15 protein-coding genes are annotated in these 13887 nt (G+C 63.4%); 4 read left to right on the top strand and 11 right to left on the bottom strand.

Annotated features, from left to right (window positions below; translation table 11 throughout):
• Nucleotides 1-3 precede the first annotated feature (3 nt).
• From N805_RS01785 to N805_RS01795, 3 genes are read left to right on the top strand one after another with little or no spacing between them, the layout of a single operon-like run.
• Entirely contained in the window at nt 4-252 is a 249-nt protein-coding gene (locus N805_RS01785) for a helix-turn-helix domain-containing protein (RefSeq protein ID WP_019470477.1), read from the top strand.
• 9 nt (nt 253-261) lie between these two features.
• Nucleotides 262-609 (top strand): head completion/stabilization protein, encoded by a 348-nt coding sequence (locus tag N805_RS01790; protein ID WP_019470478.1) that lies wholly within the window; start codon nt 262-264, stop codon nt 607-609.
• Entirely contained in the window at nt 602-964 is a 363-nt protein-coding gene (locus tag N805_RS01795) for a hypothetical protein (protein WP_019470479.1), read from the top strand. The genes N805_RS01790 and N805_RS01795 overlap by 8 nt, the downstream gene beginning before the upstream one ends.
• Here N805_RS01795 and N805_RS01800 read toward each other — a convergent pair.
• Nucleotides 961-1353 (bottom strand): helix-turn-helix domain-containing protein, encoded by a 393-nt coding sequence (locus tag N805_RS01800; protein ID WP_019470480.1) that lies wholly within the window; start codon nt 1351-1353, stop codon nt 961-963. The two genes, N805_RS01795 and N805_RS01800, sit on opposite strands and share 4 nt — an antisense overlap.
• 179 nt (nt 1354-1532) lie before the next feature.
• Between N805_RS01800 and N805_RS01805 the strand changes: the two genes are divergently transcribed.
• On the top strand, nt 1533-1796 hold the full coding sequence (locus N805_RS01805; protein ID WP_019470481.1) for an ogr/Delta-like zinc finger family protein: 264 nt from the start codon (nt 1533-1535) through the stop codon (nt 1794-1796).
• Nucleotides 1797-1877: 81 nt separating this feature from the next.
• On the opposite strand, the gene nuoN is transcribed toward N805_RS01805, so the two are convergent.
• The 10 genes from nuoN to nuoE form a co-directional block, all read right to left on the bottom strand.
• Entirely contained in the window at nt 1878-3347 is a 1470-nt protein-coding gene (gene nuoN / locus N805_RS01810; RefSeq protein ID WP_019470482.1) for an NADH-quinone oxidoreductase subunit NuoN, read from the bottom strand.
• Nucleotides 3348-3354: 7 nt separating this feature from the next.
• Nucleotides 3355-4887, bottom strand: a complete 1533-nt coding sequence (gene nuoM / locus N805_RS01815; RefSeq protein ID WP_016498748.1) for an NADH-quinone oxidoreductase subunit M — start codon at nt 4885-4887, stop codon at nt 3355-3357.
• A 40-nt stretch (nt 4888-4927) separates the two neighbouring features.
• Entirely contained in the window at nt 4928-6781 is a 1854-nt protein-coding gene (gene nuoL / locus N805_RS01820) for an NADH-quinone oxidoreductase subunit L (RefSeq protein WP_016488225.1), read from the bottom strand.
• Nucleotides 6778-7086, bottom strand: a complete 309-nt coding sequence (nuoK, locus tag N805_RS01825; protein ID WP_003251446.1) for an NADH-quinone oxidoreductase subunit NuoK — start codon at nt 7084-7086, stop codon at nt 6778-6780. The genes nuoL and nuoK overlap by 4 nt, the downstream gene beginning before the upstream one ends.
• Before the next feature lie 3 nt (nt 7087-7089).
• Nucleotides 7090-7590, bottom strand: coding sequence for an NADH-quinone oxidoreductase subunit J (nuoJ, locus tag N805_RS01830; RefSeq protein ID WP_019470483.1), 501 nt, complete (start codon nt 7588-7590; stop codon nt 7090-7092).
• A gap of 10 nt (nt 7591-7600) precedes the next feature.
• On the bottom strand, nt 7601-8149 hold the full coding sequence (gene nuoI, locus N805_RS01835) for an NADH-quinone oxidoreductase subunit NuoI (RefSeq protein WP_016488223.1): 549 nt from the start codon (nt 8147-8149) through the stop codon (nt 7601-7603).
• An 11-nt stretch (nt 8150-8160) separates the two neighbouring features.
• Nucleotides 8161-9168: an NADH-quinone oxidoreductase subunit NuoH gene (gene nuoH / locus N805_RS01840; RefSeq protein ID WP_012273297.1), complete on the bottom strand. Its 1008-nt coding sequence runs from the start codon at nt 9166-9168 to the stop codon at nt 8161-8163.
• Complete coding sequence (gene nuoG, locus N805_RS01845; RefSeq protein ID WP_019470484.1) at nt 9165-11879, bottom strand: NADH-quinone oxidoreductase subunit NuoG; 2715 nt, start codon at nt 11877-11879, stop codon at nt 9165-9167. The genes nuoH and nuoG overlap by 4 nt, the downstream gene beginning before the upstream one ends.
• Before the next feature lie 133 nt (nt 11880-12012).
• Complete coding sequence (nuoF, locus tag N805_RS01850; protein ID WP_019470485.1) at nt 12013-13392, bottom strand: NADH-quinone oxidoreductase subunit NuoF; 1380 nt, start codon at nt 13390-13392, stop codon at nt 12013-12015.
• Nucleotides 13389-13886, bottom strand: a complete 498-nt coding sequence (gene nuoE / locus N805_RS01855) for an NADH-quinone oxidoreductase subunit NuoE (protein WP_019470486.1) — start codon at nt 13884-13886, stop codon at nt 13389-13391. Before nuoE ends, nuoF begins: the two co-directional genes overlap by 4 nt.
• Between the last annotated feature and the right edge of the window lies 1 nt (nt 13887).

A 13887-nucleotide genomic window follows, 5' to 3' on the forward strand; every position in this document is an offset into this window, starting at 1 on the left:
AGCATGACTGACAACGCACGACACCCGCAGCAACCCCCGGCGGACGCCCCGGTTCGCCTGACGCCCCGTGAACGGCAAGTGCTGTTGTGGTGTGCCTACGGCAAGAGCTCGTGGGAGATCGGCCGGATCCTTGAATGCAAGGAGTCGACGGTGAACTTCCACGTGTCCAACATTCTGCGCAAGTTCGATGTGCCTACCCGGGTGGCGGCGGTAATCAAGGCCATTCGCTACGGCATGCTGGCCGAGCAGTGAGGGGGCGGCATGATCAACAATCCACTGTTACCGCGTTATGCCGATAGCCATGACCCGTTCTGGCCACGGGTGGACCTTGGCAGGCTGCGCGAGCGCCTGAACCTGCCGTGGCCGGTCAGTGAGGCCGCCCTGGAAGTAGCCGCACGCTGTGCCGCCATTGATGCAGCACGTGAATTCGCGTGCTGGCGCGCGGCGCTGCGAGAGCGTGGCTACAAGCGCCTGGAGGATGTGGCCGGGCATGATCAAGGGCGCGCTTTGCGGGTGTGCTACATCCGCTTTGTCGAAGCCGCAGTCATGTACAGCCTTGGTGCAAGCTCATATCTGCGCACTGGGCGTCGGGGGGCGGCTCATGCATGAGGAATTTGTTGTCGACCGCTGGGCCCCGGGGCTGATTGAGCTGCTGAGCGTGGATGGCAGTGTGTTGTTTGCCGCGCTGTTGGGGGCTTTGCTGGTGGGCGCGGCGCGCGACCGCTTGATCACCAGTGCGACCAGGCGCCTGACGCTGGGCAAGAAGCTGTTGCTGGTGTTCGTGACCGTGGGTGTGGGGCACCTGTTCGAGCCGCTGGTTTCGTCATTGGCGCCCTTGTTGACCCGTGGCATGGCGGCATTCGTCGCAGCCGTGGTGGTGATCCCCATCAGCCTCAAGGTCATGGTCTGGCTGGATACGCTCGACCCGCGTGAACTCATCCAGCGCTGGCGCCGCAGAGGTTAGCCGCTGGCGGCTTTGGGCAGCCGGCTGGTCAGCTCGCTCAGTTGCTGTTCCAGCTGCTGGATGCGTTGCTTGTCCTGGATGAGCAGCAGGATGGCCTGGCGATCAGCTGGCGACAACGTGCGCAGCCTTTCAAGCATGTCGCACTCCCAGCCTGCTTCACCTTTGGCGGCGGCGGTGTGCCCGGTCTGGCCCAGCAATAGCCAGTCCAGTGAGCATGCATGCTGCCTGGCGATATCTATGCAAAGTGAGTATGGAACGCTGTCGCGAACCTTCCAGCTGCTCAGCGTCTGCGGGCTGACCGACAACGCACGAGACAGCTCGGCATCAGTCTGGGCACCAGTGAGAAGCTTAAGGCGCGTGAGCACCGCAGCAAGTACGTGAGTACTCATAACAAATATCCATGACTGGTTTAATGATATTCCATGGGCTTAAACTACTCGTTATGAATACAGCCCTGCGTTTTAAGGAGCACTTCTGCAATGAGAACCATCAAATTGAAGAATACACCCACAGTTGCAGCCAATACTGACACACAGGCTGGCCTGGGCAATGCTAGCAGGTACTTGCCGTGAGTACTTACAAGCTGGTTTGCCCGCATTGCCACAGCCGGATGCGCATACGCACGAGCGAAGGGCGCCATATTTTCCTGCGTATCGCTTATTTGCAATGCACCACTGAGGCGTGCGGTTGGTCAGTACGCGCCGAATTCGAAATGACCCACGAGCTGTCCCCCAGCGGGATGCCCAATCCGGAAGTGTACCTGCCTTCGGCCAATGGCGATTTGCGCAAGGCCGCCTTGCCTGGGGCAGGCCAGGCCAGCCCGGTTGAGTGAGGCTTCATAGGGGGCAGGCAAATAAATGTGCAGATAAAAAAACACCCCGCATAAGCGGGGTGTTTTGTGTTGCCGAGGCGATCAGCCGATCAGTTGCAGGCCGGCTTGCTGAACCAGTTCCAGCAGCGGCTGCGGGTAGACGCCGAGCACGAAGGCAAGAATGGCGATGGCCAGCAGCATGACGCCACCGGTGCGCTGTTCCCACTTCAGCGGGGCGTCGTGGCGACGCAGGTTCGGCTCGACCAGGTACAGGGTGACCATGACGCGCAGGTAGTAGTAAACGCCGATGGCGCTACCGATCACCAGCGCACCGACCAGCCACCACAGGTGCGACTCGACGCCAGTGGCGATGATGTAGAACTTGCCGATGAAGCCAGCGGTCAGCGGGATACCCGCCAGCGACAGCATCATCACGGTCAGTACCGCGGTCAGGTACGGGCGGCGCCAGAACAGGCCGCGGTACTCGTACAGCGCATCGGCGTCACGGCCGCCGTAAGGCGAGGACATCAGGGTGATGACACCGAAGGCGCCCAGGCTGGTGATCACATAGGTGACCAGGTACACGCCCATGGCTTCCAGGGCCAGGCCTTTGCTGGCAACCAGGGCAATGACCAGGTAGCCGAAGTGGGCGATGGACGAGTAACCCAGCAGGCGCTTGAGGTTGCTCTGGGTCAGCGCCAGCAGGTTGCCAATCAGGATCGAGGCCACGGCAATCACCGCCAGCACGGTGCTCAGCGCGCCGCTGCTGGCAGCAGGGGAGAGCATGAACAGGCGCACGACCACGGCGAATACTGCCACTTTGCTGGCGGTGGCGAGGAACGCGGCCACCGGCGCCGGGGCGCCTTCGTACACGTCCGGGGTCCACAGGTGGAACGGTACCAGCGACAGCTTGAAGGCCAGGCCGACCAGCATCATGCCCAGGCCCAGCTGGGCCACCAGGCTTGGCATGCTGGTGGTTGCCAGGGCTTTGCCGATCTGGTCGAAGCTCAGGCTACCGGCATCTGCGTACAGCAGGGCCATGCCGAACAGCAGGAAGGCCGAGCCTGCGGCCGACAGCACCATGTACTTGATGCCGGCTTCCAGTGATCGCTTGTTGAAGAAGGCGTAAGCCACCAGGCCGTAGACCGGTACCGACAGCAGCTCCAGGCCGATGAACAGGCCGGCCAGGTGGTTGGCGCTGACCAGCACCAGGCCACCGAGGGCCGACATCAGCAGCAGCAGGTACAGTTCTTCACGGTTGCCCGGGAAGCCCTTGGAGCCCTCGCCGAGGTAGGCGTGGGCCAATGTGACGCACGCCAGCGTCGCCACCAGGATGATCGCCATGTACAGGCAGGCGAACTTGTCGATGGTGATCAGCGGGGTCACCGCCAGCGGCGCTACCTTCAGCGCCGGCAGGATCGACAGCAGGGCCAGGTTCAGGCCCACGGTGGACAGCAGGAAGGTCTGCGAGTGGTTGCGCTTCCAGGCGATCGCCAGCATCACCACCACCGTGGTGATGGTGGTGATCAGCATCGGCGCCAATGCGATGAAGTGTTGAGTGGTGAATTCCATAGCGCTCTTACCGGGCCGAAGCGAGTTGAGTGAAAGCGGAACCGAGCCACTGCTGCACACCACTCATGGTGGCGGCAGAGGTGTCGAGGAACGGCTGCGGATACACGCCCAGCAGGATCAGCAGTACCGCCAGGCCCAGCACCATGATCAGTTCGCGACCGTCCATGCCGGCCAGTACGGTGTCGGCCTTGGCCGGGCCGAAGTAGGCGCGGTGGATCATGATCAGCGAGTAGACCGAACCGAATACCAGGCCGGTGGTGGCGATCACGGTGATCCATGGTACGTGCGCGAAGCTGCCGATCAGGATCAGGAACTCGCCGACGAAGTTACCGGTACCCGGCAGGCCCAGCGATGCTGCGGCGAAGAACAGGCTGATCGCCGGGAGGTAGGCGATGCGGTGCCACAGGCCGCCCATCTGACGCATATCACGGGTGTGCAGGCGCTCGTACAGCTGGCCGGACAGGATGAACAGCGCCGCAGCCGACAGGCCGTGGGCCAGCATCTGGATCACCGCGCCTTGCAGGGCTTGCTGGCTGCCGGAGTAGATACCGATCAGCACGAAGCCCATGTGCGAGACGCTGGAGAAGGCGATCAGGCGTTTGATGTCGGTTTGCGCAAAGGCCAGGAAGGCACCGTAGAAGATACCGATCAGGCCCAGGGTCATGGCGATGGGCGCGAACTCGGCCGAGGCGTTCGGGAACAGCGGCAGGGCGAAGCGCAGCAGGCCGTAGGCCGCGGTCTTCAGCAAGATACCCGCCAGGTCCACGGAGCCTGCAGTCGGTGCCTGGGCGTGAGCATCAGGCAGCCAGGAGTGGAACGGCACTACCGGCAGCTTCACCGCGAAGGCGATGAAGAAGCCCAGCATCAGCACGTACTCGACACCGGCTGGCAGTTCGGCCTTGAGCAGGTCGCTGTAGTTGAAGGTGAGCACGCCGGTGGTGTTGTAGTTGACCAGCACCAGGCCCAGGATCGCCACCAGCATGATCAGGCCGCTGGCCTGGGTGAAGATGAAGAACTTGGTCGCCGCGTAGATCCGGGTCTTCTTGCCGTCTGCCGAGCTGTGACCCCAGAGCGCGATGAGGAAGTACATCGGCACCAGCATCATTTCCCAGAAGAAGAAGAACAGGAACAGGTCCAGGGCCAGGAACACACCGACCACGCCGCCCAGGATCCACATCAGGTTGAGGTGGAAGAAGCCGACGTGGCGCTGGATCTCTTTCCAGGAGCACAGTACCGACAGCACACCGAGCAGGCCGGTGAGCAGGATCATCAGCAGCGACAGGCCGTCGAGGGCCAGGTGGATGCTGATGCCGAAGCGCTGGATCCACTGGAGTTTGTATTCCAGGGCCCAGGCCGGCTCGGCGCCTGGAGCGGGGGCGAGGGTGTAGTCGCCGGTAGCCCACAGCCACAGGCCGATGCCGAGCAGCAGGGACATGGTCAGCAGCGCGATCCAGCGCGGCAAGGTGGCGCCGAAGCGCTCACCCAGCCAGCACAGGAAGCCGCCGATGAAGGGGATCAGGATCAGCCAAGGCAAAATCATGACGGGTTGGTTTCCTTTGGCAAAGTCGCAAGATTCATTGTCATACCGCAGCCACTAACACGGCACCGAGCACCAGCACGGCACCGACGGCGATAGAGGCGGTGTACCAGCGCAGTTGGCCAGTCTCGGTTTTGCTCATGGCGACATGGCCGCCACGCGCCATCCGAGGAATCAGGCCGATGCTGCGGTCTACCGGGTCCTTGCGCAGGATGTGGCAGATCAGCAGGTACGGTTTGACGAAAAGCTTGTCGTAGATCCAGTCGAAGCCCCAGGCGGCAAACCACCAGGCCGACAGGACGCGGCCGATGCCGCTGTTGGCGACTGCGCTGACGAAGCTGCGCTTGCCCAGGAACAGCAGGGCCGACAGCAGGATACCGGCGATGGCGATGGCACCCGAGGTGATCTCCAGCGCATGCTTGGCTTCGCCACCGGCATGGCCGGCGCTTTCAGGCAGCACGCCTGCCAGCGGTGGGGTGATCCAGGCACCGACGAAGGTCGACAGCACGATCAGCACGCCCAGCGGCAGCCAGTGGCTGATGCCGTGGCCCGCGTGAGCTTCGGTCTTGGCTTCGCCGTGGAAGGCGATGAAGATCAGGCGGAAGGTGTACAGCGAGGTCATGAACGCACCGACCAGGCCGGCGTACAGCAGGCCGGTGTTGCCGCTGGCGAAGGCTTCCCAGAGGATCTCGTCCTTGGAGTAGAAGCCCACGGTCACGATCGGCAGGGCGGCCAGGGCAGCACCACCGACCACGAAGCTGGCGTAGGCCAGTGGCAGTTTCTTCCACAGGCCGCCCATCTTGAAGATGTTCTGCTCGTGGTGGCAGGCAACGATCACCGCACCGGAGGCAAGGAACAGCAGGGCCTTGAAGAAGGCGTGGGTCATCAGGTGGAAGATCGCCGCATCCCAGGCGCCAACGCCCAGGGCCAGGAACATGTAGCCGATCTGGCTCATGGTCGAGTAGGCGAGGATACGCTTGATGTCGGTCTGTACCAGCGCGGCGAAGCCGGCCAGTACCAAGGTCACGCCACCGACAACACCTACAAGGTGCAGGATGTCCGGCGCCAGCAGGAACAGGCCATTGGTACGGGCGATCAGGTACACGCCCGCGGTTACCATGGTTGCAGCGTGGATCAGTGCCGAAACCGGGGTTGGGCCTGCCATTGCGTCGGCCAGCCAGGTCTGCAGTGGCAGCTGGGCCGATTTACCGACCGCACCGCCCAGCAGCATCAGCGTTGCCAGCACCATCCAGGTATCGCCAGCCTGGAACTTCTGCGGTGCCAGCACCAGCAGTTCCTGCACGTTCAGGGTACCCAGCTGGGCGAACAGGATGAACAGGCCGATGGCCAGGAACACGTCGCCGATGCGGGTGACGATGAACGCCTTGAGTGCCGCGTTACCGTTGTTGCGGTTGCTGTAGTAGAAACCGATCAGCAGGTACGAGCACAGGCCTACGCCTTCCCAGCCGAAGTAGATGAACAGCAGGTTATCGCCGAGGATCAGGAACAGCATGCTGGCGATGAACAGGTTGGTGTACGAGAAGAAGCGCGAGTAGCCGGCTTCGCCACGCATGTACCAGGACGCAAACAGGTGGATCAGGAAGCCGACACCGGTAACCACGCCGAGCATGGTGACCGACAGGCCGTCCAGGTACAGGGTGAAGTTCGGCGCAAAGCCGTCCACCGACATCCACTGCCACAGCAGTTGGCTGTACGCGCCGCCTTCAGGTGGCGCGACATTGAACTGCCAGATGACGTAGGCGGCGGTAGCCGCCGACAGGCCCACCGAGCCGACGCCGATCAGGGCGGACAGGTTCTCCGAGAACCGCCCGCGCGAGAACGACAGCAGCAGGAAGCCGACGAGGGGGAAGACGAAAGTCAGGAAGAGAAGGTTCATCCGCGCATCTCACTGGCAGCATCGATGTCGAGAGTGTGGAAGCGGCGATACAGCTGCAGCAGGATGGCCAGGCCAATACTGGCCTCGGCGGCTGCCAGGCTGATCACCAGAATGAACATCACCTGGCCGTCGGGCTGGACCCAACGGGCCCCGGCGACGACGAACGCCAGGGCAGAGGCGTTCATCATGACTTCCAGGCTCATGAGCACGAAGAGGATGTTGCGGCGGACCATCAGGCCAACCAGACCTAAGCAGAACAGGATACCGGCGACCGCCAGGCCATGCTCGAGAGGGATAGCACCCATGATTTACTCCTTCGCCTCGTTGCGGCCCAGGTGGAAGGCGGTGACGGCTGCAGCCAGCAGCAGCATCGAGGCCAGTTCGACCACCAGCAGGTACGGCCCGAACAGGCTGATGCCCACTTCTTTCGGGCCCACGGTGGTACCGCTGATGCCCGCGCCGCTTGGGGCGACAAACAGCACGTACAGCAGTTCCAGCAGCAGCAGGGTGCCGAGGATTACCGGCCCTGCCCAGATGCCAGGCTTGAGCCAGCCGCGCTCCTGGGCGACCGAAGCCGGCCCCAGGTTGAGCATCATCACCACGAACACGAACAGCACCATGATGGCGCCGGCGTAGGCGATCACTTCCAGGGCACCGGCGAACGGCGCACCCAGGGCGAAGAAGATCATGGCCACGGAAATCAGCGAAATGATCAGGTAAAGCAAGGCGTGCACGGGGTTTGTGCCGGTCACCACCCGAAGGGTGGAGACCACGGCAATCCCGGATGCGAAGTAGAAAGCGAATTCCATCTTTCTGTCCTTATGGGAGCAAGCTCTTCACGTTGATCGGTTCGGCTTCGTTCTGCGCAGCGCCTTTCGGCTTGCCAGCGATTGCCATACCCGCAACACGGTAGAAGTTGTAGTCAGGGTTTTTGCCGGGGCCGGAGATCAGCAGATCTTCTTTCTCGTACACCAGGTCCTGACGCTTGAACTCGGCCATTTCGAAATCCGGAGTCAGCTGGATTGCGGTGGTCGGGCACGCTTCTTCACACAGGCCGCAGAAAATGCAACGCGAGAAGTTGATGCGGAAGAATTCCGGGTACCAGCGACCATCCTCGGTCTCGGCCTTCTGCAGCGAGATGCAGCCAACCGGGCAGGCCACCGCGCAGAGGTTGCACGCTACGCAGCGCTCCTCGCCATCGGGGTCGCGGGTGAGGACGATGCGGCCGCGGTAGCGCGGCGGCAGGTACACGGGTTCTTCGGGGTACTGCAGGGTGTCGCGCTTGCGGAACCCGTGGGAGAACACCATTGCCAGGCTGCGCAGCTGTGTGCCGGTGCCCTTAACGATGTCGCCGATATACTTGAACATGGGTCAAATCCTCACTGGGCCGCGACGGCTGGCGTGTTGTAGAGCACGATCGCAGCGGTCACCAGCAAATTGATCAGGGTCAGCGGCAGGCAGAACTTCCAGCTGAAGTCCATCACCTGGTCATAGCGCGGGCGCGGGATAGAGGCGCGCAGCAGGATGAACAGCATGATGAAGAACGCGGTCTTCAGGGCGAACCACAGGAACGGCACTTGCGGCAGGATGCCGAACGGGCCGTGCCAGCCACCGAAGAACAGGGTTACCAGCAGCGCCGAGATGAGGATGATGCCGATGTACTCACCGACGAAGAACATGCCCCATTTCATGCCGGCATACTCGATGTGGTAGCCGTCGGCCAGTTCCTGTTCCGCTTCTGGCTGGTCGAACGGGTGACGGTGAGTCACGGCAACGCCAGCGATGAAGAAGGTGCAGAAGCCGAAGAACTGCGGAATGATGAACCACAGGTTCTGCGCCTGGTACTCGACGATGTCGCGCATGTTGAACGAGCCTACCTGCACCACCACGCCCATCAGCGCCAGGCCCAGGAACACTTCGTACGACACGGTCTGTGCCGAAGCACGCAAGCTGCCCAGCAGGGCGTACTTGTTGTTCGACGACCAGCCGGCGAACAGCACCGCGTAGACCGACAGGCCGGCCATGGCGAAGAAGAACAGCAGGCCGATGTTCAGGTCGGCAACGCCCCAGCCCGGTGTGATCGGGATGATCGAGAAGCCGATCAGCAGGGCGCTCATGGCCACGACCGGTGCCAGGGTGAAGATCATCTTGTCGACGAAGGGTGGGTTCCAGTCTTCCTTGAAGAACATCTTCAGCATGTCGGCGGCGATCTGGAACATGCCGAACGGGCCGACACGGTTAGGACCGTAGCGGTCCTGCCACCAGCCCAGCAGGCGGCGCTCGACGAAGCTGAGCAGGGCGCCGCAGACCACTACGGCCAGCAGCACCACGATAGCCTTGACGACCTGAATGATCACATCGATCACTTCGGGGGTGAACCAGCTCATTGTGCTGCCTCCTGCAGGCCTTCGACGGATGCACCGAAGATGGCAGGCGGAATGCCGGCCAGGCCTTTCGGCAGCGCGACCAGGCCAGCGCCCAGCTCTTCATTGATACGCAGCGGCAGGCGCAGGGCCACACCCGCAACGTTCAGGCTCAGCAGGGCACCGTCGTTGACACCCAAGCGGTCGGCTTCGGACTTGGCCAGGGCCACGTAGGCTGCCGGGATGCGCTCTTGCACCGGGGCGGCGCGCGACGAGCTTTCTTCGCTGCCGAACAGGTGGAAGAACGGCACGGCAGTCCAGGTGCCACGGGTGGGGTTGAAGGCACCCGGAATGGCGTTGAACCAGCTCAGGCGGTCGCCTTGCGATTCTATCAGGCGTACGCCCGGGTCACCGGCACGCAGGTGGCCACCGACCTCGTCCTGGAACTTGTTCCAGGCTTGCGGCGAGTTCCAGCCCGGCGACCAGGCGAACGGCACCTGCTGGCGCGGTTCGGCGGAGCCCGAGTAACCTTCCATGGAGAAGGCGAACGCGGTGTCCTTGTCTTGCGGGGTGCGCGGTTCGTGCACGCTGATGTTGGCGCGCATGGCGGTACGGCCGGAATAGCGCAGCGGCTCGCGCGCCAGCTTCATGCCCTTGATGCGGAACGCGGCGCTTGGCGCAGCGTTGACGATGCCGGCCAGTTGCGGGGCGGCTTCGGCACAGGCGCTGGTAACGTGGTCCAGCTGGGTCCAGTCGACCGGCTTGTTCAGCAGGGTGGCACGCAGGGCGTGCATCCAGCGCCAGCCTTCGTGAATCAGGATGCTGCTGTCCAGGTACTGCGGGTCGAACACCTGGAAGAAGCGCTGGGCACGGCCTTCCTGGCTGACCAGGGTACCGTCGCCTTCGGCGAACGAGGCCGCTGGCAGTACCAGGTGGGCACGGTCGACAGTGGCGGTTTTGGAGTGGTCGGCAACGATCACCACCTTGGCTGCAGCCAGGGCCGCATCGACCTTGGCGGCCGGTACGCGGGCGTACAGGTCGTTTTCCAGTACGACGATGGCGTCGGCCTTGCCGCTGATGACCGCGTCCAGCGCGGCGTCGACGGATTCGCCACCGAGCATGGCCAGGCCGATGCTGTTGGCCTCAGGCACCACCAGGCTCAGCGAGCCGTTCTTCTCGCGCAGCTTCAGGGCTTTGGCGATGTTGGCGGCGGCTTCGATCAGCGCCGGGTCAGCCAGGGAAGTACCGGCAATGACCAGTGGGCGCTTGGCAGCGACCAGGGCGTCGGCGATGCGCTGGGCCAGGGCCTTGGCTTCGTCGTCCAGGCCGGCAACGGCAGGTGCGCTCGGGTCGATGGCATGGGCCACGGCGAAACCGATGCGGGCCAGGTCGGCCGGGGCGGCGTGCACGCATTCTTCGGCGACGTCGTCCAGCTTGGTTTCAGCCAGGGAGGCGATGAACAGCGGGTACAGCGCGTGCTGGCCGATGTTCTTCACCGCAGCGTCGAGCCACGGCTGCACTTTCATCGCTTCGGCCATGGCTTCGGCCTTGCCTTTGGTGGCCTGGCGCACGGCCAGGGCGACGCGGGCAGCGGTCTGGGTCAGGTCTTCACCGAGCACGAACACGGCGTCGTGGTCTTCGATGTCGCGCAGGGTTGGTACCGGCAGCGGGCTGTTGTTCAGCACGTTCAGGGCCAGGCGCACGCGGGCCAGTTCGCCTGCTTCCATGCCGGAGTAGAAGTACTCGGCGCCGACCAGCTCACGCAGGCCGTAGTTGCTTTCGAGGCTGGCGCGTGGCGAGCCGATACCGACGATGGTACGGCCGCGCAGCAGGTCGGCGGCCTTGTCCAGGGCGGCGTCCAGGCCCAGCTTGGTGCCGTCGGCCAGGTGTGGCTGGCGTGGGCGATCCTTGCGGTTGACGTAGCCGTAACCGAAGCGGCCACGGTCGCACAGGAAGTACTGGTTGACCGAGCCGTTGAAGCGGTTTTCGATCCGGCGCAGTTCGCCGTAACGCTCGCCCGGGCTGATGTTGCAGCCGCTGGAGCAGCCATGGCAGATGCTTGGGGCAAACTGCATGTCCCACTTACGGTTGTAGCGCTCGGAGTGGGTCTTGTCGGTGAATACACCGGTCGGGCATACCTCGGTCAGGTTGCCGGAAAATTCGCTTTCCAGCACACCGTCTTCGACGCGGCCGAAGTACACGTTGTCGTGGGCGCCGTACACGCCCAGGTCGGTACCGCCGGCGTAGTCCTTGTAGTAGCGCACGCAGCGGTAGCAGGCGATGCAGCGGTTCATCTCATGGGCGATGAACGGGCCGAGGTCCTGGTTCTGGTGGGTACGCTTGGTGAAACGGTAGCGGCGCTCGTTGTGGCCGGTCATTACCGTCATGTCTTGCAGGTGGCAGTGACCGCCTTCCTCGCACACCGGGCAGTCGTGCGGGTGGTTGGTCATCAGCCATTCGACGACGCTGGCGCGAAACGCCTTGGACTCGTCATCTTCGATGGAAATCCAGGTGCCGTCGGAGGCAGGGGTCATGCAGGACATGACGATACGACCACGGGTGTCGTTCTCGTCGGTGTACTGCTTGACCGCGCACTGCCGGCAGGCGCCAACGCTACCAAGCGCCGGGTGCCAGCAGAAATAAGGGATGTCGAGGCCTAGCGACAGACATGCCTGTAACAGGTTGTCTGCACCGTTGACTTCGAGCGCTTTGCCGTCTACGTGGATAGTGGCCATTGTTCAAAGTTCTTCGTTGGCCCGCGTGAGCGGGCGTGGCTAATGGAAATCGGTGGGCTTGCGACACGCCGCGAATGAATCGGGCCTGCCGGCAAGCTGGCGAGTGGCACGGACCACCCGCCTAATCATCTTGTTATGCGCCGACCACGATCGGCCCGGCCTGGATTGGCTTGGCCAGGTTTGGGCGCAGGGTGTCACCAGCGGATGTTGGGGCGACACCGGCCTCGAACTCGGACCGGAAGTATTTGATGGCACTGCCCAGCGGCTCGACGGCACCCGGTGCGTGAGCACAGAAGGTGCGGCCTGGGCCGAGGAAGTTGACCAGACCCAGCAGGGTCTCGATGTCTTCGGCGCGGCCCTGGCCGTTTTCCAGTGCGCGCAGCATTTTCACGCTCCACGGCAGGCCGTCACGGCATGGGGTGCACCAGCCGCACGACTCGCGGGCGAAGAACTCTTCCATGTTGCGCAGCAGCGACACCATGTTGACGCTGTCGTCTACCGCCATGGCCAGGCCAGTACCCATACGGGTGCCGACCTTGGCGATGCCGCCGGCGTACATTTGCGCGTCGAGGTGCTCGGGCAGCAGGAAGCCGGTACCGGCTCCGCCTGGCTGCCAGCACTTGAGCTTGAAGCCGTCGCGCATGCCACCGGCGTAGTCTTCGAACAGCTCGCGGGCGGTGACGCCGAACGGCAGTTCCCACAGGCCCGGGTTCTTCACCTTGCCAGAGAAGCCCATCAGCTTGGTGCCGTGGTCTTCGCTGCCTTCGCGGGCCAGCGACTTGTACCAGTCGTTGCCGTTGGCGACGATGGCCGGCACGTTGCACAGGGTTTCGACGTTGTTCACGCAAGTCGGCTTGCCCCATACGCCCACGGCGGCAGGGAAGGGCGGCTTGGAGCGCGGGTTGGCGCGGCGGCCTTCCAGCGAGTTGATCAGTGCGGTTTCTTCACCGCAGATGTAGCGGCCGGCACCGGTGTGCACGAACAGCTCGAAATCGAAACCTGAGCCCAGGATGTTCTTGCCCAGCAGGCCGGCGGCCTTGGCTTCATAGATGGCGCGGTTGAGGTTTTTCGCGGCCGTGGTGTATTCGCCACGCAGGAAGATGTAGCCACGGTAGGCCTTCAGGGCGCGGGCGCTGATCAGCATGCCCTCGACCAGCAGATGGGGCTGTTGCTCCATCAGCATGCGGTCCTTCCAGGTGTTCGGCTCCATTTCGTCCGCGTTGCACAGCAGGTAGCGGATGTTCATGGATTCGTCTTTGGGCATCAGGCCCCACTTCACGCCAGTGGGGAAGCCTGCACCACCGCGGCCCTTGAGGCCGGAGTCCTTCACGGTCTGCACGATGTCGTCTTGCGACATCTCGCCCAGCGCCTTGCGGGCAGCAGCGTAGCCGTTCTTGGCCTGGTACTCGGCCAGCCATACAGGCTCGCCGTCGTCACGCAGGCGCCAGGTCAAAGGGTGGGTTTCGGCCGAGCGCGCAATGCGGTTGGCCGGGCCGAAGGAAGTAATGGTCATACGTAACCCTCCAGCAGTTTGGTGACGCCAGCGGGCTGCACGTCGCCAAAGGTGTCGTCGTCGATCATCAGCGCCGGGGCCTTGTCGCAGTTGCCCAGGCAGCACACCGGCAGCAGGGTGAAGCGGCCGTCGGCGGTGGTCTGGCCCAGGCCGATGCCCAGCTCGCTCTGGATCTGGCTGACGACCGATTCATGGCCGCCGATGTAGCAGACCATGCTGTCGCACACGCGAATGATGTGGCGGCCAACCGGCTGGCGGAAGATCTGGCTGTAGAAGGTGGCTACACCCTCGACGTCGCTGGCCGGGATGCCCAGCACGTCGCCGATGGCGTGGATGGCGCCGTCCGGCACCCAGCCACGTTCCTTCTGGACGATCTTCAGGGCTTCGATGGACGCCGCGCGCGGGTCCTCGTAGTGATGCATTTCGTGCTCGATGGCCGAGCGCTCTGTTTCGCTCAGGGCGAAACGGTCTGTCTGGATAAGCGTGCTGTTCATG

Source organism: Pseudomonas putida S13.1.2 (genome assembly GCF_000498395.2).
Lineage (GTDB): Bacteria > Pseudomonadota > Gammaproteobacteria > Pseudomonadales > Pseudomonadaceae > Aquipseudomonas > Aquipseudomonas putida_Q.

Coding starts and splice junctions, on each gene's coding strand:
- N805_RS01785 (WP_019470477.1), top strand. CDS start 4: ATGACTGACAACGCACGACACCCGCAGCAACCCCCGGCGGACGCCCCG.
- N805_RS01790 (WP_019470478.1), top strand. CDS start 262: ATGATCAACAATCCACTGTTACCGCGTTATGCCGATAGCCATGACCCG.
- N805_RS01795 (WP_019470479.1), top strand. CDS start 602: ATGCATGAGGAATTTGTTGTCGACCGCTGGGCCCCGGGGCTGATTGAG.
- N805_RS01800 (WP_019470480.1), bottom strand. CDS start 1,353: ATGAGTACTCACGTACTTGCTGCGGTGCTCACGCGCCTTAAGCTTCTC.
- nuoN (WP_019470482.1), bottom strand. CDS start 3,347: ATGGAATTCACCACTCAACACTTCATCGCATTGGCGCCGATGCTGATC.
- nuoM (WP_016498748.1), bottom strand. CDS start 4,887: ATGATTTTGCCTTGGCTGATCCTGATCCCCTTCATCGGCGGCTTCCTG.
- nuoL (WP_016488225.1), bottom strand. CDS start 6,781: ATGAACCTTCTCTTCCTGACTTTCGTCTTCCCCCTCGTCGGCTTCCTG.
- nuoK (WP_003251446.1), bottom strand. CDS start 7,086: ATGGGTGCTATCCCTCTCGAGCATGGCCTGGCGGTCGCCGGTATCCTG.
- nuoJ (WP_019470483.1), bottom strand. CDS start 7,590: ATGGAATTCGCTTTCTACTTCGCATCCGGGATTGCCGTGGTCTCCACC.
- nuoI (WP_016488223.1), bottom strand. CDS start 8,149: ATGTTCAAGTATATCGGCGACATCGTTAAGGGCACCGGCACACAGCTG.
- nuoH (WP_012273297.1), bottom strand. CDS start 9,168: ATGAGCTGGTTCACCCCCGAAGTGATCGATGTGATCATTCAGGTCGTC.
- nuoG (WP_019470484.1), bottom strand. CDS start 11,879: ATGGCCACTATCCACGTAGACGGCAAAGCGCTCGAAGTCAACGGTGCA.
- nuoF (WP_019470485.1), bottom strand. CDS start 13,392: ATGACCATTACTTCCTTCGGCCCGGCCAACCGCATTGCGCGCTCGGCC.
- nuoE (WP_019470486.1), bottom strand. CDS start 13,886: ATGAACAGCACGCTTATCCAGACAGACCGTTTCGCCCTGAGCGAAACA.